This is a genomic window from Aeromonas sp. 600282 (assembly GCF_049175755.1).
GTDB classification, from domain to species: Bacteria; Pseudomonadota; Gammaproteobacteria; order Enterobacterales; family Aeromonadaceae; genus Aeromonas; species Aeromonas veronii_A.
Genome location: NZ_JAAKVR010000007.1, coordinates 108,133 through 131,373 on the forward strand (window position 1 = coordinate 108,133; position 23,241 = coordinate 131,373).

A 23,241-nucleotide genomic window follows, 5' to 3' on the forward strand; every position below is an offset into this window, starting at 1 on the left:
CGCACAAAGAGAGGCATAGACTGGAGCTGAATCCCCCTTCAAAGGAGAGCATCATGACAGTCAGTGAACTTCGCAAGCTCTATCAACAACAGATCCTGCAAGAGGCCGAAATACTCCACGACGTGGCCATCCCCGGCTGGATCATCGAATTCAGAGGCAATGATGGCGCCCTCTACGAGCTGACCGATACCCTCGGCTGCCCGGTCAGTTTCGATACGGTCGAACAGGCCCGCGATCATGTGCATCTGGTAGCTGACTGCCCGATGCAGGTAGAACACCTCTATCGCTTCTTCGAACGTTAACTCAAACCGTCACATCTCACCCCTAGCCCCGGTGAGGCTTGTACTAGGCACATAGTCAGCACGTGCCTGCCACAGGCCTCCCCAGAAAAAACTGCTTCGATTTACTCGTGTTGCAGAGTACAAGTTGCACGCTATCTGGCATAGACAGCCATAAATCTGGCTATGGAGTGGCTATCTCTATGGTCACATGGACCAGCTCTTCATGTATCGCCAACCGCGCGCGGATCTCGCTGGCGGAGACAGGCGCAGTCATCAGCAGGGAGAGCACGCAGGCATACTGCTGCTGGCCCACCCGCCAGACGTGCAGATCGCGGATCTCGGCATCCGGCAGGTCGGCAATCACCTCACGGATCTCACCCACCAACGGGGTATCCATCTCGGCATCCAGCAGCACCCGACCGGAGTCGCGCAGCAGACCCCAGGCCCACACCGCCACCAGTACGGCCCCCACTATGCCCATCAGGGGATCCAGCCAGTCGGCCCCCCACAGCATGCCCCCCACCAGTGCCAGGATCGCCAGCACGGAAGTGGCCGCATCCGCCAGCACGTGGATATAGGCGGCACGCAGGTTGAGATCCTGATGGCCGTGGTGATCGTCATGGTCATGATGATCGTGGTCGTGATGCCCATGATGGTGGTCATGCCCATGGCCGTGGTGATGATGGCCGTGATCATCCTTGAGCAGCCAGGCACAGGCCAGATTCACCAGCAGCCCCACCAGCGCGATGGCGATCGCCTGTTGATAGTGGATCGGGCTGGGATCGAGCAGCCTGAACACCGACTCGAACAGCATCAGCCCGGCCACCCCCACCAGCAGGAGAGCGCTGGTGAAGCCACCCAGCACCTCGATCTTCCAGGTGCCGAAGCTGAATCTGTGGTCGCGGGCAAAGTGGCGGGCGGCGCGGTAGGCCAGCACCGAGAGGCCGAGCGCCAGCGCGTGGGAACTCATGTGCCAGCCATCGGCCAGCAGCGCCATGGAGTTGTAGAACCAGCCGCCGCCGATCTCCGCCACCATCATGATGACGGTCAGCAGCACGGCCCAGCGAGTCTTCTGTTCGGCCAGCGGATTCCCTTCGTGGACGACGGGTTGGTGGCAGTGGGATGAGGCAAGGGATGACATGGATTTCTCCTGAGGACGACAATGCAATATACTATACCCCAGTATAGTTTTATTGATCGAGAGGATCCTGCATGTCACACACCATTCACGGTAAAAAGAAGCTGCTGGCACGGGTACGTCGCATCAAGGGACAGGCCGGTGCGCTGGAGCACGCGCTGGAGCAGGAGAGCGACTGCGCCGCCATTTTGCAGCAGATCGCGGCCATTCGCGGTGCCGTCAACGGCCTGATGCTGGAGGTGCTGGAAGGGCACATGCGTGAGCATCTGGGTGCCGAAGAGGCGACCCCGGCCGAGCGGCTGGAAGATCTGGATCAAGTAGTGCGGGTATTGCGATCCTATCTGAAGTAGGACCGGTGAATGAGGCTGCGGGCGACCCCGCATCATTCCGTTTACGGCTGTGTGGCGTCTGCCCGCCAGCCCCCGTCCCTTTCGGGCTTGAGCCACCGCCAGCTTTGCGCCATGATGTCCAGCCCGGCTGACCGCCGGTTTTACTGGACAGTCAATTTCAAGGATCCCCCATGTTTGAACACGTCGATGCCTATGCTGGCGACCCCATCCTGACGCTAGTCGAGACCTTCCACAAAGACACCCGCGAGCAGAAGGTGAACCTGGGGATCGGCCTCTATTACGACGAGCAGGGGCGCATTCCGCTGCTGCCGTCGGTGCAGCAGGCCGAAGCCCAGCGCGCGGCCGCCCCTGCCCCGCGCCCCTACCAGCCGATGGAAGGCGCCGCCAACTACCGCACCGCAGTGCAACACCTGCTGTTTGGTGCCGACCATGAAGCGGTCAAGGCGGGACGTATCGCCACCATCCAGACCATCGGCGGCTCCGGCGCGCTGAAGATCGGCGCCGATCTGCTCAAGCGCTACTTCCCGACCTCCGAGGTGTGGGTCAGCAATCCCACCTGGGATAACCACAAGGCGATGTTCGAAGGCGCCGGCATCAAGGTGCACGACTACCCCTACTACGATGCGGCCACTGGCGGCGTGCAGTTTGATGCGATGATCGACTGCCTGAGTACCCTGCCGGCCAAGAGCATCGTGCTGCTGCACCCCTGCTGCCACAACCCGACCGGGGTGGATCTCTCCCGTGCCCAGTGGGATCGGGTGATCGCGCTGGTGGTCGAGAAGAACCTGATCCCCTTTATGGATATCGCCTATCAGGGCTTCGGCGACGGGCTGGAAGAGGATGCCTACGCCATTCGCGCCATGGTGGCCGCCGGCGTAAGCTTCTTCGTCAGCAACTCCTTTTCCAAGAACCTCTCCTTCTACGGCGAGCGGTGCGGCGGCCTGTCGGTCATCTGCAAGGATGCCGAAGAAGCCAGCCGCGTACTGGGTCAGATGAAGGCCACCGTGCGTCGCAACTACTCCAGCCCGCCCACCCACGGTGGCCAGATCACCGCGGCTGTGATGAGCCAGCCCGAGCTGCACGCCATGTGGGTCGACGAGGTGACCGAGATGCGCACCCGCATCAAGGCCATGCGCCAGAAGCTGTTCGAGGTGCTGAGCGCCAAGGTGCCGGGCCGCGACTTCAGCTACTTCATCAACCAGCGCGGCATGTTCAGCTACACCGGCTTCACCCCGGAGCAGGTGGACAGGCTGCGCGAGGAGTTCGCCGTCTATCTGGTGCGATCCGGTCGCATGTGCGTGGCGGGCCTCAACAGCCGCAACGTCGACTATGTGGCTGACGCCATGGCGGCGGTGCTCAAGGGCTAATCCGCATCAGCCCCGCTTTGGCGGGGCTTTCTTGTCTTGTCTCTTCCCTTCGCTTGTGGAGTACTTATGGATCTGATCGCACTCTCTCGGCTGGGAGGTCGCCATCTGGTCACCCTGCATCTGCTGCTCGACAACCAGAGCGTCACCCGCACCGCCGAGCGGCTCTGCACCACGCCTTCCACCGTTAGCAAGACCCTCAACCAGCTGCGGGGTCTGCTGGGGGATCAACTGCTCTACCGCCAGGGCAACCAGCTGCTGCTCACCCCCATGGCCGAGCGACTGGCTCCCACCCTGCACCGGTTGTTGGGGGAGCTGAACGGCCTCACTCGCCAGAATGCCTTCAACCCCCAGCAGTGGCAGGGCTGCTTGCGGCTGGGATTGCGCGAGAGCGTGATGACCTGGCCGGTGGGCCCCATTCTGGGTCAGCTGATGAAAGAAGTGCCGGGCATGGTGCCGGAGATCTGGAACAAGGATGAGCAGGGGCTGGAGGCGCTGGCAGCGGGCAAACTCGACTTCGTGATCCTGCCCCATGACCAGAGCCAGCCGTTACCGCGCCAGCCCGGGCTGGTGTGGGAGACCCTGCGGGAAGAGAAACTGGTCTGTCTGCTGCGCAAAGACCACCCGGCGCTGGCCAAGCCCTGGGATCTCGATGCCTACCTGAGCTGGCGCCATATCGCCATCCGGGATCAGGAGCTGGCCAACCCCTTCTTCGAGCAGAGCCTTGCCCAGCAACAGGTGCGTCGCCAGATTGGCGCCACCCTGCCCGATTTTGCCAGCGCGGCGGCCCTGCTGCCCCAGACCGATCTGATCCTCACCGCCATCGGTGGCTGGGCGGCATGCATCGCCAGCCAGCCGGATCTGGAGCTGCGTCCGGCACCGTTCGATTACGGCAAGGTGAGTCACAGTCTGGTCTGGTATGGCCCGGCCGGTGATGGCTCGGCCCGCCACTGGTTCCGCCAGCGGATCCTGCAACTGGGTCGCGAGCTGGTCGAGCCCTGAGCCAGGTGACAGCGAGAAGAGATGGATGTTTCGCCACGGCGAAACATCCATGGCAATGAGGGATCAGGGACGTTTGGTATAAATGGGACTGGGGAAAGAGGCGACATTGCTACCCAGATCCGTGATGCGGGCAGCCCCCTGCTTTTTCACCTGATCGATGCGCAACACCTGATGCATGGGGATAAGGGTGTGACGCACATCGGCAAATTCGCTCTTGAGCTTTTCATGGCTGGGATCGACGATAAGCGCCGTGTGGTTGTCCCAGACAAAATCGGCGATCTCGATAAATCCAAACAGTTGGCCCTGATTCACCTCGCGCACATAAACCTCATAGCGCTCGTTGTGGCAAATAAACTGAACCCGATATAACGCATTGCTTTCACTCATGATTTATCTGTGATGGAGGAGGGACGGATGGGCAATATCATAACGAGCCCCAAGGCCCCCTCCAATAGACAGAAGTCACAGTTGTGTGCTTTTACTACACAGCAAGGGAATCGATCAGACCTCTTTAGATCAGCGGTGGCAAGGTCACCGCCCCCACTCCCGCAGCACGCAACCGACTCGCCAGCCACTCCAGCTCGCTGCGGGTCGCCTCTGGCCAAAACCTCGCCTCCCCCCGTACCCCGTGGTGGCGAAAGCCATTGAGGCGAATGGGCACAGGCCCCAGCTGCTGCAAGAAGGCGGCGAGATCCGCGTCCAGCTCACCATTCGCATCCAGAAAATCGCTCTTGCCCGGCACGTGGAGCAGCCGCAGTTCGGTCAGCTTGCTGTGACTTGCCAGCAGTTGCAGCGATGCCAGCACCCGTTCGCGGCTGTAACCGGTCAGCGAGAGGTGTACCGAGTCACGCCACCCCTTGAGATCGAGCATGGCACCATCGAGCACCGGCAATAGCCGCAGCCAACCGCTCTCGGCCAGCGAGCCGTTGCTGTCTAGCAGGCAAGTGAGATGGGCCAGATCCGGCGCGGCCTTGATGGCGGTAAAGAGCGCAACCACGAAGGGGAGCTGAGTAGTCGCCTCACCGCCTGAGACGGTAATCCCGCTCAGCAATGGGCCGTAGCGGCGCAGCAGGGCCAGCACCTCGGCCACCGTCATGCTGGCGGTCTTGGGATTGGCACTGCGCGGGCAGACATCCAGACAGGCGTCGCAGTCGGTACAGAGCGCCGCCTGCCAGCGCACTCTGTGCTCGCCAGAGTGACCCTCATCCAGAGAGAGGGCACCGCTCGGGCAGACCGCAAGGCAGTCGCCGCAATCGTCGCACAGCCCTATGGTGTGCGGGTTATGGCAGCCGGGGCAGCGAAAGTTGCACCCCTGCAGAAACAACACCAGCCGGTTGCCCGGCCCGTCGACACAGGAGAACGACAGCACCCTGCTCACCAGAGCGCTGCGTGTTGGCAAGACATCAGCCATCGGTGCGAACTCAATACTCGCCGATGGTCGATTCGTGGGCGACTACCCGCGGAGCCCGCTGACGAATGGCGGTCACTTCACTCGCCTCGGCACCGAGACAGGTGGTCTGCAAGCGCGATCCCTCCTCTGCGAAGCGAGCCACGTCGCTCTTGCGGATCATGTAGCCGGTCACCCGCACCAGATCGCTGTCGGCCACGTTGGCGGTGAACTCGCGCATGCCGATGGCAAGCGCTCCCTTGCAGAGCTGCAGCAGTGCCTGCGGGTTCTGGCGGATGGTGGGATCCAGCGTGAGGATCTCGCTGATCCCCGAATGGTAATAAGTGTGGTGCGGCGCCAGCGCCAGCACATGGCTGGCCGGATCCGGCTCCTGCCCGTAGGGGATGCGCACCCCGGGGGTGACTGCCACATCGATGCTGAGGCCACCTTGCGAGTGCAGCAGGGCGCGACCACCCCAGGCATGGGTTTGCGGCGTCGCAGTGACATATTCCGAGAGCTGGGCCGAGATGCGATAGCCAAGCTGGTTCGCCTCCTCGCCGTGACCATAGCGATCCGGCAGATTCTCTTTATCCATCAGGATATTGACCGCTTCCGCCATGCCGTAGATGCCGAACATGGGGACGAAGCGATCCTCATCCAGCAGCCCCTCTTTCACCAGGAAGCTGTTGAAGAAGCCGGACTCCTGATGCAAGAAAGCGGCCCGCGTTTCGATCAACTGGGAGGCCAGACGGCAGTAGTGGGGCAGCAGGCAGCCGAGGAAGTCATCGATCCCCTGGCACTGCTCGGCGACCCGCTTGAGGGAGATGCGCACCAGGGTATTGGCGCCACCGGCCTGCGGCAAGGCGTTGTAACAGCTGACGATGCCAAAACCACGCTGGTCAAAGGTATCGCGATGGATCGGGTAGTTGGCGATGTGCGGCTTGCTGCACTCGGCGATGTTCTTCACCGCCTGCAGCAGCAGGCTGTCCGGGGTCTGCTCCGGATCGTGGAAGAAGGTGAGGTTCGGCGCCACCTGCTTGAGCTCGTTGTCGATACGCAGGATCAGGCGGCAGATGCGGTTGTCATCAGGCCCGATGTTGACGTGCATGAAGGCGTCCGGCAGCACCCGATCCAGATAGACCCAGAACCCCTTCAGCTTGCGATAGAGGCTCTCGTCATCCAGTTCGCCGACAAACGGCAACAGCAGATGGTCGAGCCGTCCCAGCCAGACCGGCATGCCGGTGACGGAGGGGACATGGTGATAGAGGATGCGCAGGGCGTTGAGCGCCTCGTCGAAATCCTGCGGCGCCGTCAGCTCCAGCCAGGCAGAGCCCTGAGTCAGGAATTTTTCATAGTCCGGCAGCACATAACGCGGCTTGTAGGGGGCATGCCCTTCGAACATGTCGCAGATAAATCCCTGCTCCATCGCCTCGGCGACTGCGGCAGGCAGGTCGGGGTAGGGCAACGCATTCTCGGCGGCCAGCGCCAGTGCGTGGCTCTTCTGAGCAGCGGAGAGATGGGGATCGCGCACGATGCGCTGACAGGTTTCGGTCAAAGACATGGGACACTCCTTCACGGACAGAGCACATATCCTCACCATTTGCAGGCTTTTTTTGAAGTGACATTCACAACAATGCGAATGTCTCAAAAAGACATCCGTTAAAGGGGATCACAACCAGAACAGAACGGGGGCCTTGTCTGCCGACAAGGCCCCCGTTGTGCGGATCAGGGCTCGATGATGATGGGCGTACCCGGGTCAATGGCATTCCAGAGCTCATCCATCTCGTGGTTAAGTACCGCAATACAACCGTTGGTCCAGTTGGAGGGCTGTACCCGACGGTTACCCATACGGTTAAGCTGACCATGGATCATGATCATGCCACCCGGGTTCACCCCCAACTCATTGGCGCGCTTGATATCGTCCAGATTCGGGTAGTTGATATGTATCGCTTTATAAAAGCCGGAGTTGCTCTTCTTGTAATCCAGGGTGTAGCGCCCCTCCGGGGTACGTTGATCCCCTTCCCGCTGCTTGTGCCCCTTGGGCGCCGGGCCCAGTGCAACCCAGTAGCGCTTCAGTTCCTTGCCATCCTTCATCAGGGTGAGGCTGTAGGTAGACTTCTTGACCACCACCAAATCGGCTTTTTCGGTAAAGGCAAAACTCAGCGCGGGCCACAGCCCCAGCACACACAACAATACGGCTCTCATTCCATCCCTCGACAAGCCTCTGGCAGGGCTTTTTATGGTTGTCACATCATCTGAATAGGCTCGCCCGTTGGCGAGCGAGCGCCATGATATTGGATCGCCATCAATACTCAATAGACCCAATAAAACATATCTTGGCTGCGAACGGTGAATGGTCCATGAACGACCTGCACAAACATGACTAATTGACAATAAAAACAAAAACATAGCTTACATTTTCTGGCTAGCCATGATGCCGCAGATCGGTAAATATGTAACAATTGAACCTGATTCAGGATGACATCATGCCTCTGCACTTCTTGCCGAACTCTTCGCTGACCCGCCTGCTGCTGGTCAGCGCACTGCTCTGGCTACCCGCCAGTGTCGCCGCCGATGCGCTCTGGCTGCGCGAGCCCGCCCTCTCCCCCGATGGCAAGCAGCTTGCCTTCACCTGGCAGGGGCGCATTTTTGTCGCCAGTGCCGAGGGTGGCCCCGCCACGGCGCTCACCGGCAGCGACTACCTGAGCCAGCGGCCAATCTGGTCACCGGATGGCAAACAGCTCGCCTTAGCCGCCAATCTCTACGGCAACGAAGATGTGTTCGTGGTACCCGCCAACGGCGGCGAGATGGTGCGCCTCACCCGCGATTCGCGCACCGATCTGCCGCAAGCCTTCAGCGCCGATGGCAAACGGCTGCTGCTGAGTAGTCAGCGCCTGGGTGCGCCCGATGCCGACCATTTTGTCGCGGAAGGCTACCAATGGGGCGAGCTCTACTGGACCCCGATCACCGGCGGCACCTTGCAGGCCGATCTGCCGCTGCCTGCAACTCTCGCCCGCCCCCACGGGGAGCGGCTCGCCTATCAGATGCCCGCGGCGGATCAACCCTTTCGCAAGCATCAGCACTCGTTCGCGGTGCCCCGTCTCTGGCTGTTTGATGGCAAGCAGCACAAGCAGCTGACCGAAGATCGGGTGGCGGCCACCGATCCGGTCTGGAGCGACAAGGGGGACACCCTCTTTTACCTGAGCGAGCGCAGCGGCGATTTCAACGTCTGGCGCCGGGATCTCGCCAGCGGCAAGGAGCAACAGCTGACCCACTATCAGGGCCATCCGGTGCGGGGGCTCAGCGCCTCTCGCAATGGCGATCTGGTCTGGTCATGGCTGGGTGAACTCTATCGCCTCGACGCCGGTAGCAGCGAGCCACGCAAGCTGACCCTCACCCCGCAAGTGGCGAGCGCGCCGGATGAGGCGAGCGAGGCCCTGACCCTGGCAGACGAAGCGCTGGTCAGCGAAGAGGCGGATGAGCTGATCCTGGTGAGCGAGGGCAACCTGTTTGCCGTCGACCCCGAGCGGGAGCGGGTGCGCCAGCTGACCCGCGATCCGAGCGAGCAGTCCAACCCCCTCTTCGCCGAGCAGGGCCGCGCCCTCATCTATCTGTCGGAGCAGCAGGGGCACGCCGCCCTCTATCGCCTGCGCAAGGGTGATCCGGAGCTGCTGTTCAGCGATCCCGGCACTCTGACCGAGAGTCTGCTGCTGGCCATTCCCGACAAGGGGATCAGCCGTCCGGTGCTCTCCCCCGACGGCAAGCAGCTCGCCTTCGTGGTGGATGGCCAGGCCATCCACCAGCTCGATCTGGCGAACAACAAGCAGCGGGAGCTGGTGCCTGCCAGCTTCAACCCATCGCGCCACGAGGTACATCTCGCCTTTGCCCCCGACTCACGCCATCTGGCGCTCACTTTCCGCCCCGATGCGGCAGAGCAGGAGATCGCGGTGATCGATACGGCCAATCCCAAGGCCAAACCGGTCAATGTCAGCCTCAACGGCTATCAGGATGGGCAACCGGGCTGGAGCCAGGATGGCGCCATCCTCTACTGGCAATCGACCCGATTTGGCGCACTGGGGCCCGATGGCGAGCCCCTCGTCACCAACCTGCTCGGCATTTACAGCAGCCGCGCCGCCAGAGCCGATGCGATTGCCGAACTGGAGCCGCCGAAAGGGGGATACGGATTTGAAAGCGATCGTCTCAACCATCGAGAAGCGCTGCTGCTGCAACCCACCGGCACCCTGCTCGCCAGCCGCATCATCGGCGACCAAGTGATCTATCTGGTGGAAGAGATGGGGGTCAACAGCGAGAGCGAGATCAAGGGCTACAGCCAGGATCTGCGCAAGGGCAAAACCAGCGAACTGTTTGGTGAGCAGCCCGGCCCAGCGCTGGCAAGCCTCAACCAGCAGGGCACCCTGGCGACCCTGGTGCGGGATGGGGAGATAACCCGGATCCATCTCGACTCCGGCGAGGCCACCAGCGCCCCCTTCGCCTTGCAACCCACCAGCCGCTGGCAGGAACGCATGACCGCCGCCTTCGATCAGATCGCCCGCCTAACCCGGGACGAGTTCTATCTGGACGATATGAACGGGGTGAACTGGGATAGCTATGTCGCCGCTTACCGCCGCCTGCTGCCGGGCATCGGCAACCCGCGGGACTTTGGCAACCTGCTGGCGGAGCTGGCTGGCGAGCTCAATGTCTCCCACACCTGGGGCAGCGGCCCCGCCCCCTTCCCGCGCATGGCGGACGAGACCGCCAGCCTTGGCGGCTACTGGCAGGATGGCGAGCCGGGGGTGATGCTCACCGCTCTGCTCTCTGGCGGCCCGCTGGATCAGGAGAGCGATATCGCCTCGGGCGCCCGCCTGCTCGCCATCAACGGCATCCCGATTGCCAATCTGACCGAGCTGGATCGGGCCCTCAACCATCAGGCTGGCGCCCGGCTAGCCCTCACCTTCCAGCAGGAGGGCAATAAGCAAACTGACGAGGTGGTGCTCACCGCCATCGACAAGCAGCAGGAGTACCAGTTGCAACAGGATCGCTGGATTGAGAAACGGCGGGAGCTGGTGGCCAGGCTGAGCGGAGGACGGGTCGGCTACGTCTATCTGCCGGCAATGAATAGCGAGGTCTACGATGCGGTGGTGGCGGATGCCCTCGGCAGACAGCGCAATCGCGATGCGCTGATCGTCGATGTCCGCTTCAACAGCGGTGGCTATCTCGCCAATACCCTGGTGGAGTTTCTGACCGGCAGCGGCAGCACCAAGGGAATGGCCAGCAGTTGGCCCCGTCAGGGCAAGGGTGAAACCGACGCCGCCACTCGCCAGTGGACCAAGCCCTCAGTGGTGCTGGTGAACGCCGCCAGCTACTCGGAAGGCTCCGCCTTCCCCGAGTACTACCGCGCCCTCAAGGTCGGCCCCATCGTCGGCGATCCGGTGCCCGGCACCGGCACCATGGTCTACAGCCACGACTCTAGGCTGATTCCGGGGCTCTCCTACGGCATTCCGACCCTGGGGCTGCGCAAACCGGACGGCACCTTCTACGAGAATCAGGAGCTGCTCCCGGACCTGCAGGTGCCCCTCACCCCCGCCGACATGGTGGCCGGGCGCGACCCGCAACTGGAGGCGGCAGTACAGGCCGCCCTCAAGCAGTTGCCAGCCAGCACCAAATAACTGCGCTCAACGAAAGCGAAACAGCTCGCGATGCAGATGCCCGTCCGGCAACAGCCGGGTCAGGGCATCTGCCATCCCCTCCGGCCCGCAAAACCACACCTGCTCGGGGGCATCCTGCGCAATGCGGGCAAGATCCAGTCGCCCGGCCGCCTTGTCCAGATGCAGCTGATAGCGCACGCCGGTGCGATGACAGAGCTCGGCCAACCGCCGGTGGTAGACGGCGCCTGCCAGATCCGGGGCACACTGGAGCAGGGTGATCCCCTCGCCACGGCCACCCCGTGCTGCCAACGACTCCAACCAGGCGACAAAGGGTGTGATACCGATACCGGCCCCCAGCCAGAGGGCGCTACCCTGCCCCTGCGGTGCGCTAAAGGCGCCATAGGGACCGGTCACCACCACACCATCCCCGGTGCGGGCCTGTGCGACCAACTGACGGGTATGATCCCCGAGCGCCCGTACCGCGATCACCAGCTGGCGCCGATCCGCCGACACCCGCACCAGAGTAAAAGGGTGCGGCCCCTCCTTGGCGTCAAATTCGAAAAAGGCAAACTGACCCGGGCGGTAATGGGCGAGCGGCCGCTCCAGCTGCATGGTCAGCTCGCAGGTCTGATCCGCCAGCACTCGCACCGCAATGACCCGGCCGGGATGGCGCTTCCGCGCCCCCACTTGCCCCAGCAGGGAGTAGAGGGCCCCGATAGCGCCGATCCCGCCGATCAACCAGATCGATACCCCAACCGGCGTCATGGCTCCCACCTGAGGCAGCAGGCAGAGCCCGTGCCCCCAACCCGCCAGATAGATGAGCGGCGCCAGCCGGTGGATCAGCCGAAAACGGCCATAGCTCACCAGCGCCAGCAAGCTCACCACCACCAGCGCGATCAGCAGATAGAAACTCCACTCACCCAGGGTATTGCCAAAGGCATGGAGCGAGACGCCATTACCTGCTCCCGCCCCGACTTCAGCCCCACGCCGGGCGGGACGACTCAGTAAACCTGCCGAGACCGCCCACTTGGGCGCCTCCACCACCAGCCAATGCGCAGTGAGCGCCAATGTACCGCCGATGGCCGTCTGGCGGTGCAATCGCAACATCCGGTCCAGACCGCCACACCATACTTCCAACTGCGGCAGACGCAACGCCAGCAACAGCGAAATGGCCATATAGGTCATCCCCAGCAGACCCGTCAGCAGCAACATCTCATGGCGCCAGGGCCACACCCCGTTAGCATCCCCCGCATAACCGAGCCACCAGACCCCGACCGCCAGCAGCGGCAACAGCCACCACACCCATTTGTTCGTCATAACATGCTCCCTGGTTCCATCTCGGCAGGGCCTAATCTCCCTGCTCATGGCACCATTGCACACCTGTCTGGTCACAAGACTTTGCCAGAGGGGGAAGCTTGCGTGGCAATGTGTGACAAACGGCAACAGCAGAGGGGCCCGCCGGCCCCTCTGGTCACCCTTGCTGACTGGCCCTCTCTTCATGGGGAATAGCGCAAAATCCACCTCTGCCGTGATTGACGACCCGCCTGCAAAAGGAATCAAATGGGGACGACACATATCTGCGGCGGAAAACCTGCTGCCCACTCTTCCGGACAAGGAGTCCCCCTTGCTTTCATCCACCGAACAACGCGTCTGCCCGAGTTGTCAGCGCGAAACCAACCATGTCGTGGTACTGGTCGACAAATCCTTTGGCCAGCAGCTGACACCGGCGCAAAAGCGCAAAGCCTTTATCAAGGACTTCATTACCGGCTGGGCCGCCGGCCCCTTTCTGGCCAACATGGAGCGCTTTGAACGACATGCCATCTGCGAGCATTGCGGAAATAAAGTCATTGATGAATGAAAAAGGGAGAGGCAATCGCGGGCTTCCATACACCAGCCACCTTTTATGGCCGAAACCCAAAAGAAGGCGTTGCGATTCAGGATCACAACGCCATAGACGTCAATCAAACAACACGGTCACCGGCAACCCTTCCACTTGCAGGTTCGGGGGTAATTTTTCATCCAGCGAGAGTGCGACCTTGAGGGTTGCTTTCTCCCCTTCAAACGGAGCGGCTAACTGAGCCGGCAACTTGTCCGCCAGCTCGACCTGTCTGGCGACCCTGGCAGCCAGACGCTCCCCGCTGGGCAGCTTGACGACAGCCTTGTGTCCAGGAGCCATTGAAGAGAGATATTTGGGCTGCACATAGGCTATCACCAGCGGGTCTTCTCGCTTCGAGATAAGTGCCAGAGGAGCCCCCGAGAATACCCAGTCCCCCTCCTGTACCAGCACATCTGAAACCTTGCCAGTCGCCGGAGCTCTTGGCTGTTGATGGTACGCCATCGCTTCCATCTCGGTCAGTTCCTGATCGAGCAAGTGACGAGCACTGGCTAGCGGTCCGGTCAGTTGGTCCTCACTGATTTGCAGTTCCTGCGCTATCTTCTCTGCCCTTGCCTTCTGCAGAGCTATGCGTGACTGAGTCCAATTCAGCAGGGCCGTTGCGTACTCTGCACTGGATACCAGCTTCTCTTTTTTATAACCGGCATACTCCTGATAGATGACCTCCTGCTCCCGGCTCCCCCGTTCGGCAATACCAATCTGTTCGTCCAGATTGCGCAAGATAGCCTGTTCAGCCTCAGCCTTGCTCAATTCGATGGCCGCTCTGCGCGCTTTTCGTTCCGCCATGTTGGCCTTGAGGGTTGGAGATTCGAACTGCATCAGGGCATCGCCTTGTGACACCCCCTGGCCGGGAGCCGTGTAGATGTGTCGAATAAAGCCATCCCCATTGGCAACAACCAGTTGCGGCTCGGTGGTAATGATTGCTGGCGCCTGGGTCAGCCACCACTCGCGCCCCAGATACCACAGCAGAATAATAACGGGACTGAATGCCAGTAACAGGATGAGATACCAGCGAGCCTTGAAGGCGACACGCTTGGCGGGGGCATACAATACCCGGATCCCTTCATCCGACGTGGCATCCTGCTTCTTGGGGGGATTGAATGTGACTTTCATCAGAATTTATTTCCTCGTTTTAATACCCACCAGGGGGCCATGCTGCTCTCTTCATGACCGCGCCGGAACATCTCATTCAACAGTGCGATGGCGCACCACAAGCGCATCAGCAAGGTGTACACCGGGTAAAGACACAACCATGGCAGCAGACGTAGATCTGCCTTCGGGCGTTCAGATATAGCCAGCAAAAACACGGCGAAATTAACCAGGGTAAGAAACAGGTAAACCAGATAGAGACAGATCATCAACGCAGCGACAAACTGCCCCGGATAGCTAAGCACCAACCACCAGCTATAACCCATGACCAGCAGGGGCAGCACCACGTTTTGCGCCACCCCGTAGATCAAGGTAAACAAAAAGGTCTTCCAGCCCAGAATACGCGGCGTCAGGGAGAGCTTGTGCTTGCGCAGATAGAGAAACAGCAGATCTCCATCCCAGCGTAAACGCTGCTTGGCAAGCGTGATCACGTCTGCGGGCGCATCGGTGTGACCGATGGCACGAGGGGCGAACCCTATCTTTAAAGCCGGATGGCGTTTGAGGTAATGCTTAATACGGACTGTCAGATCCAGATCTTCTGCGGTATGGGTATCCCACCCACCAATCTGGCGCAAAAAATCACGACGAAACGCACCGAAGGCTCCCGAGATACTGTTGATGAGGTTCCACTCGCTCAGTCCCGTCTTGCCCCCCTGCATGGAGATCATGTACTCAATGCTCTGCATCCGGGTCAGTACGCCATCGTTCAGATTTCGCACCCTTAATGCCCCTCCCACAGCAGGCACATCAGGATCATCGAAACAAGCCACGATCTCATCGATCATGTTGTTGTCAAAGGAGGTATCTCCGTCCGCGTTCATCACTATCTCGCCAGTCGCAGCGGAGAGACCGGCATTGAGAGTGGAGACCCGGCCTCCCCTCTGCCATTTCGGTAGCAGGACCAAACTTCTGTTCTCGCACCCCTCGAATTCACGAACACAATTGAGCGCAGCCTGATAGGTATGCGCGTTGGCCTTGGCGCCATCAATCACAGCAATGATTTCCATTTGACCGCGATAAAGCTGTTCCTTGAGCGTCAATATGGTGGAGCGGATCGCCTCACCTTCCCCATAACAGGTGATGATGCAAGACACTTTGGGACAGCGCCGAGATCGCGGCAGTTCAGATGCCATGGGAAGCTGGCGCGCATACCATTTCAGGATCCCGGTCAACGTCAGCGCCATCAGTGGCACCTCCATCAACAGCAACATGGGCAACAGCAACAGAATCATCCGGGGAGAAAACTGGAGGCTACCCAGTATCTCTATCAGGATGTAGTGCACCGTATTCATCCACTCATGCATCCGGGCTATCTCCATCCAGCCACTGGCCGAGCCATACCGCTGTATCGTCGCCCAACAGGGCGGGCAAAGGTTGTACTTTCACCGCCAGCGTCAGAGCATCCAGTCCTTCGATGAGATTCAATGCCTGAATGCGCTCCTGCAGAATGCGCCAGTCGTCGGCATCAGTATGCGGCAACAGCAATAACAATCGGTCATCGGCATACTGGCAAACGACATCGGTATCACGGAATAGAGCTTGCAAACGGCTGAGCAGAGCGGCCAGTCGCTGCTGAGTCTTTAGCATGCCCAACTCGGCCCGCAACTCAGCCAGATGCTCAACCCGAATAGCCAGCAAGGTATGGCAGCCACCATGGCGTTGCAGCAAGCTATTGTTCCATTGCAGCAACCAGGGGAAGTGCTCCATGGCCATAGGGGTACCCCAGGTCAACGGCAGATGCAGTTGTTGAGTTCCTTCCCGTGCGATGTGGCGGGCCAGCTTGCCGATGCGATATTCATAGATGGGCGCAACCACCAGATCATCGGGTTTGTGCGCCTGGCCACATTCATGGCAACGCGCCTGGACGGCAGCCTCCATAAAACGGGCATGGCATGACAAACAACGGAATTTCTCAAGGGGCCTGTCATAGTCAACACCGATGTGACGCAGAGTCGTGACGCACTTGGGACAACGCAGCACACCCTGTCGCATGAATGCATCCTGATCATCCACGTGCCCGCAGGTGAAGCAGTGCACAGCTGGCTTGGCCTGGATGGCGATATGAGCGCATTCGGGACACACATCGACAAAATTGAGATGTGCCGAGTTGCAACTGTGACAAAGACGTACCCGGTCCACCAGCTGCTCACTCTGCAATAAACGCTCTGCAACCAGCTGCGGGAGGGCATCCCCTGCTTCGCTGCCCAGCAGGCAATCCAGCAGGGGATAGCTGTACCCCTGACGGCAACCAGCCTGCCAACGTGGCAACAAGCGAAAATGGGAGCGAGGCCAGCTGTACCAAGCCAGCTTTTCCATGTCATCCGGATGCTCTCGAGGGGTCAACAACGCCAACCGTTCAAGCATGTCAGAGGCCCGTTCATCCAGCTGTGTCAGGAGACCGTCGGCCAACATGGGAGAGAGCGGGCTCTTCACAACACAAAATACCGGCTGCAAATAACGTATCGGGTCACGCCGCACAGCCTGCAATACCCTGTCCTGCTCATCTGCAGGCAGGTTGAGCAGTAATACCGGCTGCTGCAATGGATCCCAGCAGGACAGATCGAGAAGTGGCAAGGCAACACGATCCACCGAGCCTCCCAGCAGCGCAATCTGACCGGGGTGTTCACTCGTGCTCATCATGGGGAAATAACCTCTTTCCATTCACTGACAAATAGATACCAAGCCAATAAAACGGACCCGCCTGTTGCCATGCATCGGCAGACTCAGGCAATGTCGCGAGATGCGCATTGCCCTGCACGGACAGCACAACAGCAGTGTCAACGTTATCGACGGATAGCATGAAGCAGGCGAACGCGCAGAAAGAGTTGAGAGCTGACGCCATTTTCATGTGCGGCTCAGCCATCTCGGGGGGAAGAGATCTGAAGCTTTCCGAGCCCGACTCACATCGGGGGTGGCAAGGTGGGCGATTTTGCAGTTGTGGACAATTTAGTCAACCCGGAAAGATGAGAATAACTAGCAGATAGTTGAATGGATCAATCTTTATGCACAAAGATGACTACAAAAAGCACTATTAACAGAAAAGACAAAAGAGCGTAACTCAGTGAATCTACTATCTTGCAGCCTGCAATTCCTATTCATGTTCATATGAATACATATCTGATGGCAAAATGCGGACCCAATCGGCAAGGCGACAAACTATGTCGCGCACCTGCCAATAATATGGCAGCGTCTGCCACGGTTACGACAACGAATAACCATGAAAAGCACAGCTCCCGGCCTGATCACCGGGAGATGTGCGGATTATTCGGCTGAAACCGGTTGGTAATGGTTGACGATCCACGCCTCGAAGTCGGCCAGCATGCGGGTTTCCGACTCGTTGTTGTCGGCGATAAGCTCGGCGCCGTGGACCACCCGGATATGGGCATCGAGCGGGCTTCCCTCGCCAGCCGCGGGGCGCTGCTGGGCGGCGGCCATGCAGGCTTGCGCCTGTTGCCACGCTTCGGCGGCGCTCAGGTTGCATGCCTCGGCCAGCGGCACTGCGCTAAATCCCTCGCCAGTCAGGCTGCGCAAAGTCTCATCGTGAGTCATGCCGTTGCCCGGCCCCCAGTAGTGGGCGGCCAGATCCGGCCCGATACGCGGGTTGTCGGTAAGGTAGCCATCACGTTTGAGGAAAAAGGCGCGGGTCTGCTCCACCGCCATCAGCGCCAGCAGGTAGCCGTGATAGGCGCAGGCCGACTCCTGATTAAGGAGGTGCGGAATGGCCAGCAACGGGCGCGGGCTCTCGACCCCGAGGATCTTGCGCTCCCACTTGCGGGCCAGTGCCAGCACAGCCTCGGGAGTGCGCTCGCTCTCATCCATGGCATAGAGATCCCGCTCGAAGTAGGCCACCAGCGCGATCTGGCGTTCGTTGAAGGCTCGAAACGGCTGACGCGCTTCGATCATCTCCTGGATAAGCGCATCGGGGATCGCCTCTCCTGCTGCGTTTCTGGCGTAGCGTTTGAGCCAGTCGGCATCGTCCAGCAGGCTGTCGCAGAACATCGACTGGGTCTCGGCATAAGCCATAGAGGTGGGCGGAAACTCCTGTGAGAAGCAGGGGGCATTGCCGGTGACATTGGCAAAATGCGCGGCGTGGCCCCCCTCGTGGAACAGGGTGTTGAGCCCGCTCCAGCCGCTGCCCACCTGCGCCGGATCGGCCAGGCTGGTGAAATTGACCACCGCAGGTATCCACTCCCCCTGCTGGAAGAAGCTCGGCACCGGGCCGTGGCAGAAGCCGTTCTCGTATTTCCCCTCCCGGGTCAGCAAGTCCAGGGTGAGGGTCGCCCCGCGATACTGGATGCCGAGACGACGGAAGCTCTCGACCCAATCCTTCAGCGCCCGCGAGAAGGGCACATAAGGATCGAGCTGGCGGGTTACATCACCACTGATGGCGTAGCGCAGGTTATGGGGCAGCAGGGCCGCCTCCCCCTTGGCCGCTTTCAGCTCGGCAAGGCTTTGCTGCAGCCGGGCGTCGGTGCGGGAAATGAAGTCGTCGAGGATGGCGAACAACTGCTCCGGGCTCATCTGCTCGTTCTTGCGCACCTTGTAGGCGAAGTAGTCGCGATAGCCCATGGCGCTGGCAAAGCGGTTGCGCAGCGCCACCACCTCGAGAAAACCATTGCCGACCACCCACTGCTCCAGGGTGTGGAACATGGCGAGCGCGCTCTGGCGCACCGCCTCGCTCGGGCTGGCGGCAAGGGAGGTACTGGCGGCGGGTAGGCTACCAGCCACCTGCTGGCCCTGCTCATCCAGCAGGGTCAGTTTCAGCCCCTTGCGGCGGGCGAACAGCGCCGCCTCGGCAGCCACCAGCTCATCCATCAGGGCGGCAGCGGCGGGATCTTCAATCACATTGCACTCGAAGAAGGCGATCCAGCCTTGCAGACCGCGCTTGATATCATCCTCGTCGGCCTGCGCCAGCATCTCCCGCAATTCGGGCAGACGGGCCGGATTGGCGCAAAAAGCCTTGTAGGCCTGCTCGGCCGCGGTAAAACCGGCCTGATCGTCGCTGGTACCCATATAGGTGGACCAGAAGAGATCCTCCTTGCGCCTGTGTACCTGCAGATAGTCGGCGTTGAGCTGGTTGAAGTAATTCCTGGCAATGGAACTCATAAATTCCCTCTTGTTATGGGGTCACCCGCAGCGGGGCCCACTCCATTTTTAGTGAAATGCCAAATGATTCACACTCTTTGGCAAAAATTGCGCAGGGATGCGCCTGAACACGCTACCAAAAAATGGGGAGTGCTGTCTGCTGGCTATACTGTTGTCAAAACGCTCATTTAAGGGCGCGCGACCACTGGTTAATAGTAAATAAGTTGTTACATCAAGCAATTGGCTGCCGCAGTAACGAGCCATAGAAAATCAACAGGGAATGAGGGTTTCGTCATGTTCAAGCTCGGTGATATCACCGTGAGCCGCAAATTGTTTTTGCTGCTCACGTTGGCGTTTGTCGGTTTTGTCTCGCTGCTGTTCATCTCGGCCAACGCGCTCCAGCGCAATCTGATGAGTGAGCGAGAGGCGCGGCTCAATGCGGTATTAAGCCAGGCCATGAGCCAGATCCAGTTTCTGGCCAGCACCCTGCCTATGGAGCAGGCGCAGCAAGAGGCACGCAAGCTGCTGACCAATATGCGCTTTGACGACAACAACTATCTGTTCGTGATCAATGAGAACCGCCAGATGCTGGTGCACCCCATCCGGCCGGAGCTGGTCGGCCAGACCATGGGGGAAGGAACAGGTGCCACCGCCGGGCAGTTCTGGCTGCAGATGGTCGATATTGCCAAGGGAGGCAAACAGGGCACCCTGCAATATGTCTGGAGCGGCCCATCGGGCGAAACTGCTGACAAGCTCTCCATGGTGTCAGGCTATCAACCCTGGGGCTGGATCCTCGGTTCCGGCATGCTGCTGCAGGATATCCAGCAGACCATCTGGGCCCAGTACATGAAGATGGGTAGCGCCACCGCCATTGTGACCCTGCTGATGGGGCTGCTGGGCTGGCGCATCACCCGCTCCATCGTCTCCCCCCTCAACCAGATCAACAACGCCATGCAACGGGTCGCCCAGGGGGATCTGGTGGTGAGCATCCCGGTACATGGCAAGGATGAGCTGGGAGTGGTCGCCCGCTGCACCAACCAGAGTCTCGATGCCATTCGTCACGCCCTGCTGGAGGCCAGTCTGGGTGCCCGCAACGTGGCCGATGCAGCCCTGCGCATCGCCGCCTCCGCCGAGCAAACCAATCAGGCGGTGAGCAGCCAGCGGGATCAGCTGGCCCAGCTCGCCACAGCCATGAACGAGATGAGCGCCACCATCTCCGATGTGGCCGGGCATGCCGAAAATACCGCGCGGGATACCCAGGAAGCGACCGGAGAAGCTGGCCTCGGCAACCGTGACGTTCACGCCAGTGTGCACGGCATCAAGGCGCTGGCTACCGAGGTGGAGCAGGCCACCCTGCAGGTCAACCAGCTCAAAGAGGGGGTCATGCAGATCGGTGAAGTGACCGCCGTCATCAGCTCCATCTCGGATCAGACCAATCTGCTGGCTCTCAACGCCGCCATAGAGGCCGCCCGTGCTGGCGAGCAGGGGCGTGGCTTTGCCGTAGTCGCCGATGAAGTGCGCCAGCTGGCCAGTCGTACCCGCCAGTCCACCGAAGAGATCCAGAGCACCATCGCCCAGTTGCAGCAACGGGCCGTCACTGCTGCCAATGCCATGGATGCCAGCCGAAAACTGGCCGAAAGCAGCGTCAACCAGTCACAACAGGCTGGGCAGGATCTCACTCTGATCGTCAACCATATCCAGCATGTGAGCGACATGGCGACCCAGATCGCTACCGCCGCCGAGCAGCAGAGCATGGTGGCCGAGGATATGAACCGCAACGTCAGCGGCATCAACGACTCGGCGCTGGAGATGTCCCAGTCCGCCTCGCAACTGGCGCAGGAGAGCGAACTGCTGGCCGGTCTTTCTCGCAGCCTGGATGAGCGGCTTGCGGTGTTCAAACTGGGCAAGGAGTCCACCAAGACCCCGATGGCACCAACTCTACATCACACCAATAGCGAGCAGCGCGCCCGTCATTGATGGCGTCAATCCTTGTCGCCTTGTCACCCGACCTGCCAGCCAAGCTGGCAGGTTTTTTTTACGTCAGCAACACGCAATCAACATGCACCTTATCGGCATATTCAACGTTAATCGGTGCCATTCACAGATAAGAGAACAATTTAAAAACAGCCAGTTAGAACGTTTTTTGTGCCACCGGATTATGCATTTAAACATTTAACTTCAAATAATTAATCAATGCGGTGCACAATGCTGATGGCCGAACATTTGGCCCATCACTAACCATCTAGTCATTTGGCAAACTGACCGAAATGTCGGGACGCAAAGCCTCCGGTCTACAGACGTTTTGTCCAGGATAGCGGGGTTGCCACACGCAAGTGTGCATCGGGGAACTCCCCGGCCAACTGACTGCCCACATCTATCGAACAGAGGAATGTATGGCAGCAAAAATCCAACTCAATCACATCGCGGCGGTGCTGGCCCTGCTGACCAGCGGCAGCGCCCTGGCTCATGGCTACATCAGCCAGCCCGAGAGCCGCAACTACCTGTGCAAAACCGGCGGCAACAGCCAGTGTGGAGGCGTACAGTGGGAACCCCAGAGCGTGGAGGGGCCATCAGGCTTCCCGCAAACCGGCCCGCAGGATGGTCAAATCGCCTCGGCGGGCAGCCCGCGCTGGAGCGAGCTGAACATCCAGACCAGCGACCGCTGGACCAAGCGTGAAGTACAGCCCGGCCCCTTCGCCATCAGCTGGACCTTCACCGCCAACCACGTCACCCGCAACTGGCGCTACTACCTCACCAAGCAGGACTGGAACCCCAATCAACCGCTCACTCGCGACTCGTTCGACCTGACCCCCTTCTGCGTCATCGACGGCAACATGGTGCAGCCGCCCAAGCAGGTGACCCATAACTGTGTCCTGCCGGAGCGAACCGGTTATCAGGTGATCCTTGGCGTGTGGGAAGTGGGCGACACCAGCAACAGCTTCTACAACATCATCGATGCCAAGTTCAAAGATGGTAGCCAGCCGCCGCTGGAGTGGAGCCAGGCAGGCACCATCTACCCCTCCATTGACCTTGCCGTGGGTGACAAGGCGATGACCCGGGTATTCGATGCCAACGGCGAGCGTCCCGAGCTGCAGACAGTACTGACCATCACCACCGCCGAGCAGGGCCAGAAGAACAGCTGGGCTCATGCCCTCGCCAGCAAGATCAACGCCGAGCAAAGCCTGATCCGCGCCGGTCAGCAAGGAGCCGATGGCCAGTTCAATCCGGTCTACGGTATGAACCCCGTCTATCTGCATCGAGACAGCAAACTGGATCGAGTCGAGATTGACCTGCAACAGCTGCAGCCACCGGTAGTGGACAGCATCAGCGTCAGCGGTCTGGCCAGCGACTATGTGCTGGACAACGGCAAGGCAGCCCTCGATTTCACCGTCACCGCACAGGGCGATCTGGCCGTCACCAACACCCTCTATGACCACGGCGGCGTCGCCAAGGGTGAAAGCAGTGCCGACATCAAGGACAGCAGCCACACCTTTACCATGGCGCTGGAAGGGCTCAAGGCAGGTCACCACCAGCTGGTGATCAAGGCCACCTCGAAAGCGGGCGGCGAGACCATCCAGCAGACCATGGATCTGATGTTCAAGGAACAGAGCAGCGGCGAATACGACTTCGTCTTCCCAAACTCGCTCAAATCCTATGCAGCCGGCACCAAGGTGCAGCAGCCGAAAAATGGCAAGGTCTATCAGTGCAAGCCCTTCCCCTACAGCGGCTACTGCCAGCAGTGGACTACCACCGCCACCCAGTACGAGCCGGGCATCGGCTCCCACTGGCAGATGGCGTGGGATGAAGTGCACTAACCCACGCTTGGCCACATAAAAAAGGGCGTCCTCTCTAGCAGGGGACGCCCGGAAAAATCAAACCTTGCGGTTTGCATACCAACGGAACCAAGACCTCACTCTTCACTTACTTCACACACTCAACACACTCA

Annotated in this window: 18 protein-coding genes and 1 riboswitch; of the genes, 8 read left to right on the forward strand and 10 right to left on the reverse strand. The window is 60.3% G+C overall.

Translation table 11 applies throughout. The annotated features are described in order from the left end of the window. Positions 1 to 53 precede the first annotated feature (53 nt). A complete protein-coding gene (locus G5137_RS09020) occupies positions 54 to 302 on the forward strand; it encodes a hypothetical protein (RefSeq protein ID WP_005343091.1) in 249 nt (82 codons plus the stop codon). Positions 303 to 462: 160 nt separating this feature from the next. Here the strand turns inward: G5137_RS09020 and dmeF are convergent, their stop codons facing one another. Next, on the reverse strand, positions 463 to 1,422 hold the full coding sequence (gene dmeF, locus G5137_RS09025) for a CDF family Co(II)/Ni(II) efflux transporter DmeF (RefSeq protein WP_227341451.1): 960 nt from the start codon (positions 1,420 to 1,422) through the stop codon (positions 463 to 465). 71 nt (positions 1,423 to 1,493) lie between these two features. On the opposite strand from dmeF, the gene G5137_RS09030 reads away from it, so the two are divergent. The 3 genes from G5137_RS09030 (at position 1,494) to G5137_RS09040 (ending at position 4,135) form a co-directional block, all read left to right on the forward strand. Further along, positions 1,494 to 1,769, forward strand: a complete 276-nt coding sequence (locus G5137_RS09030; protein WP_005343089.1) for a metal/formaldehyde-sensitive transcriptional repressor — start codon at positions 1,494 to 1,496, stop codon at positions 1,767 to 1,769. Positions 1,770 to 1,939: 170 nt separating this feature from the next. Beyond that, positions 1,940 to 3,136 carry an aromatic amino acid transaminase gene (locus G5137_RS09035; RefSeq protein WP_033114017.1) on the forward strand — a complete coding sequence of 399 codons (1,197 nt, stop codon included), beginning with the start codon at positions 1,940 to 1,942 and terminating at the stop codon, positions 3,134 to 3,136. A 66-nt stretch (positions 3,137 to 3,202) separates the two neighbouring features. Further along, positions 3,203 to 4,135, forward strand: a complete 933-nt coding sequence (locus G5137_RS09040) for a LysR family transcriptional regulator (RefSeq protein ID WP_216952117.1) — start codon at positions 3,203 to 3,205, stop codon at positions 4,133 to 4,135. A gap of 63 nt (positions 4,136 to 4,198) precedes the next feature. Here the strand turns inward: G5137_RS09040 and G5137_RS09045 are convergent, their stop codons facing one another. From G5137_RS09045 to G5137_RS09060, 4 genes are all read right to left on the reverse strand, one after another. Beyond that, on the reverse strand, positions 4,199 to 4,522 hold the full coding sequence (locus tag G5137_RS09045) for a DUF1820 family protein (RefSeq protein WP_376889282.1): 324 nt from the start codon (positions 4,520 to 4,522) through the stop codon (positions 4,199 to 4,201). A 124-nt stretch (positions 4,523 to 4,646) separates the two neighbouring features. Continuing rightward, complete coding sequence (locus G5137_RS09050; protein ID WP_376889284.1) at positions 4,647 to 5,546, reverse strand: YjjW family glycine radical enzyme activase; 900 nt, start codon at positions 5,544 to 5,546, stop codon at positions 4,647 to 4,649. 10 nt (positions 5,547 to 5,556) lie between these two features. Beyond that, positions 5,557 to 7,083 (reverse strand): YjjI family glycine radical enzyme, encoded by a 1,527-nt coding sequence (locus tag G5137_RS09055; protein ID WP_421255253.1) that lies wholly within the window; start codon positions 7,081 to 7,083, stop codon positions 5,557 to 5,559. A gap of 164 nt (positions 7,084 to 7,247) precedes the next feature. Next, entirely contained in the window at positions 7,248 to 7,727 is a 480-nt protein-coding gene (locus G5137_RS09060) for a L,D-transpeptidase family protein (protein ID WP_227341454.1), read from the reverse strand. Between the two features lie 281 nt (positions 7,728 to 8,008). Between G5137_RS09060 and G5137_RS09065 the strand changes: the two genes are divergently transcribed. Further along, on the forward strand, positions 8,009 to 11,188 hold the full coding sequence (locus G5137_RS09065; RefSeq protein ID WP_421255254.1) for a S41 family peptidase: 3,180 nt from the start codon (positions 8,009 to 8,011) through the stop codon (positions 11,186 to 11,188). A gap of 6 nt (positions 11,189 to 11,194) precedes the next feature. Here G5137_RS09065 and G5137_RS09070 read toward each other — a convergent pair whose 3' ends face one another. After that, positions 11,195 to 12,484, reverse strand: coding sequence for a ferric reductase-like transmembrane domain-containing protein (locus tag G5137_RS09070; RefSeq protein ID WP_421255255.1), 1,290 nt, complete (start codon positions 12,482 to 12,484; stop codon positions 11,195 to 11,197). A 181-nt stretch (positions 12,485 to 12,665) separates the two neighbouring features. Here G5137_RS09070 and G5137_RS09075 point away from each other — a divergent pair, with 181 nt between their 5' ends. Beyond that, entirely contained in the window at positions 12,666 to 13,025 is a 360-nt protein-coding gene (locus G5137_RS09075; protein WP_421255256.1) for a hypothetical protein, read from the forward strand. A 99-nt stretch (positions 13,026 to 13,124) separates the two neighbouring features. Here the strand turns inward: G5137_RS09075 and G5137_RS09080 are convergent, their stop codons facing one another. From G5137_RS09080 to G5137_RS09095, 4 genes are all read right to left on the reverse strand, one after another. Then, complete coding sequence (locus G5137_RS09080) at positions 13,125 to 14,174, reverse strand: HlyD family secretion protein (protein WP_216952122.1); 1,050 nt, start codon at positions 14,172 to 14,174, stop codon at positions 13,125 to 13,127. Beyond that, on the reverse strand, positions 14,174 to 15,514 hold the full coding sequence (locus G5137_RS09085) for a glycosyltransferase family 2 protein (RefSeq protein ID WP_421255257.1): 1,341 nt from the start codon (positions 15,512 to 15,514) through the stop codon (positions 14,174 to 14,176). The genes G5137_RS09080 and G5137_RS09085 overlap by 1 nt, the downstream gene beginning before the upstream one ends. Next, positions 15,507 to 16,850, reverse strand: a complete 1,344-nt coding sequence (locus G5137_RS09090) for a diguanylate cyclase domain-containing protein (RefSeq protein ID WP_227341458.1) — start codon at positions 16,848 to 16,850, stop codon at positions 15,507 to 15,509. Before G5137_RS09090 ends, G5137_RS09085 begins: the two co-directional genes overlap by 8 nt. Before the next feature lie 621 nt (positions 16,851 to 17,471). Then, entirely contained in the window at positions 17,472 to 19,316 is a 1,845-nt protein-coding gene (locus G5137_RS09095) for a M3 family metallopeptidase (RefSeq protein ID WP_421255258.1), read from the reverse strand. A 273-nt stretch (positions 19,317 to 19,589) separates the two neighbouring features. Between G5137_RS09095 and G5137_RS09100 the strand changes: the two genes are divergently transcribed. Then, a complete protein-coding gene (locus tag G5137_RS09100) occupies positions 19,590 to 21,272 on the forward strand; it encodes a methyl-accepting chemotaxis protein (protein ID WP_421255259.1) in 1,683 nt (560 codons plus the stop codon). A gap of 265 nt (positions 21,273 to 21,537) precedes the next feature. Then, positions 21,538 to 21,623: riboswitch (cyclic di-GMP riboswitch) on the forward strand. Positions 21,624 to 21,688: 65 nt separating this feature from the next. Then, positions 21,689 to 23,110 carry an N-acetylglucosamine-binding protein GbpA gene (gbpA, locus tag G5137_RS09105; RefSeq protein ID WP_421255260.1) on the forward strand — a complete coding sequence of 474 codons (1,422 nt, stop codon included), beginning with the start codon at positions 21,689 to 21,691 and terminating at the stop codon, positions 23,108 to 23,110. The last annotated feature ends 131 nt before the right edge of the window (positions 23,111 to 23,241 follow it).

Coding starts and splice junctions, on each gene's coding strand:
- G5137_RS09065 (WP_421255254.1), top strand. CDS start 8,009: ATGCCTCTGCACTTCTTGCCGAACTCTTCGCTGACCCGCCTGCTGCTG.
- gbpA (WP_421255260.1), top strand. CDS start 21,689: ATGGCAGCAAAAATCCAACTCAATCACATCGCGGCGGTGCTGGCCCTG.
- G5137_RS09085 (WP_421255257.1), bottom strand. CDS start 15,514: ATGCATGAGTGGATGAATACGGTGCACTACATCCTGATAGAGATACTG.
- G5137_RS09070 (WP_421255255.1), bottom strand. CDS start 12,484: ATGACGAACAAATGGGTGTGGTGGCTGTTGCCGCTGCTGGCGGTCGGG.
- G5137_RS09045 (WP_376889282.1), bottom strand. CDS start 4,522: ATGAGTGAAAGCAATGCGTTATATCGGGTTCAGTTTATTTGCCACAAC.
- G5137_RS09090 (WP_227341458.1), bottom strand. CDS start 16,850: ATGATGAGCACGAGTGAACACCCCGGTCAGATTGCGCTGCTGGGAGGC.
- G5137_RS09050 (WP_376889284.1), bottom strand. CDS start 5,546: ATGGCTGATGTCTTGCCAACACGCAGCGCTCTGGTGAGCAGGGTGCTG.
- G5137_RS09020 (WP_005343091.1), top strand. CDS start 54: ATGACAGTCAGTGAACTTCGCAAGCTCTATCAACAACAGATCCTGCAA.
- G5137_RS09080 (WP_216952122.1), bottom strand. CDS start 14,174: ATGAAAGTCACATTCAATCCCCCCAAGAAGCAGGATGCCACGTCGGAT.
- G5137_RS09030 (WP_005343089.1), top strand. CDS start 1,494: ATGTCACACACCATTCACGGTAAAAAGAAGCTGCTGGCACGGGTACGT.
- G5137_RS09035 (WP_033114017.1), top strand. CDS start 1,940: ATGTTTGAACACGTCGATGCCTATGCTGGCGACCCCATCCTGACGCTA.
- G5137_RS09055 (WP_421255253.1), bottom strand. CDS start 7,083: ATGTCTTTGACCGAAACCTGTCAGCGCATCGTGCGCGATCCCCATCTC.
- G5137_RS09100 (WP_421255259.1), top strand. CDS start 19,590: ATGTTCAAGCTCGGTGATATCACCGTGAGCCGCAAATTGTTTTTGCTG.
- dmeF (WP_227341451.1), bottom strand. CDS start 1,422: ATGTCATCCCTTGCCTCATCCCACTGCCACCAACCCGTCGTCCACGAA.
- G5137_RS09040 (WP_216952117.1), top strand. CDS start 3,203: ATGGATCTGATCGCACTCTCTCGGCTGGGAGGTCGCCATCTGGTCACC.
- G5137_RS09095 (WP_421255258.1), bottom strand. CDS start 19,316: ATGAGTTCCATTGCCAGGAATTACTTCAACCAGCTCAACGCCGACTAT.
- G5137_RS09075 (WP_421255256.1), top strand. CDS start 12,666: ATGGGGAATAGCGCAAAATCCACCTCTGCCGTGATTGACGACCCGCCT.
- G5137_RS09060 (WP_227341454.1), bottom strand. CDS start 7,727: ATGAGAGCCGTATTGTTGTGTGTGCTGGGGCTGTGGCCCGCGCTGAGT.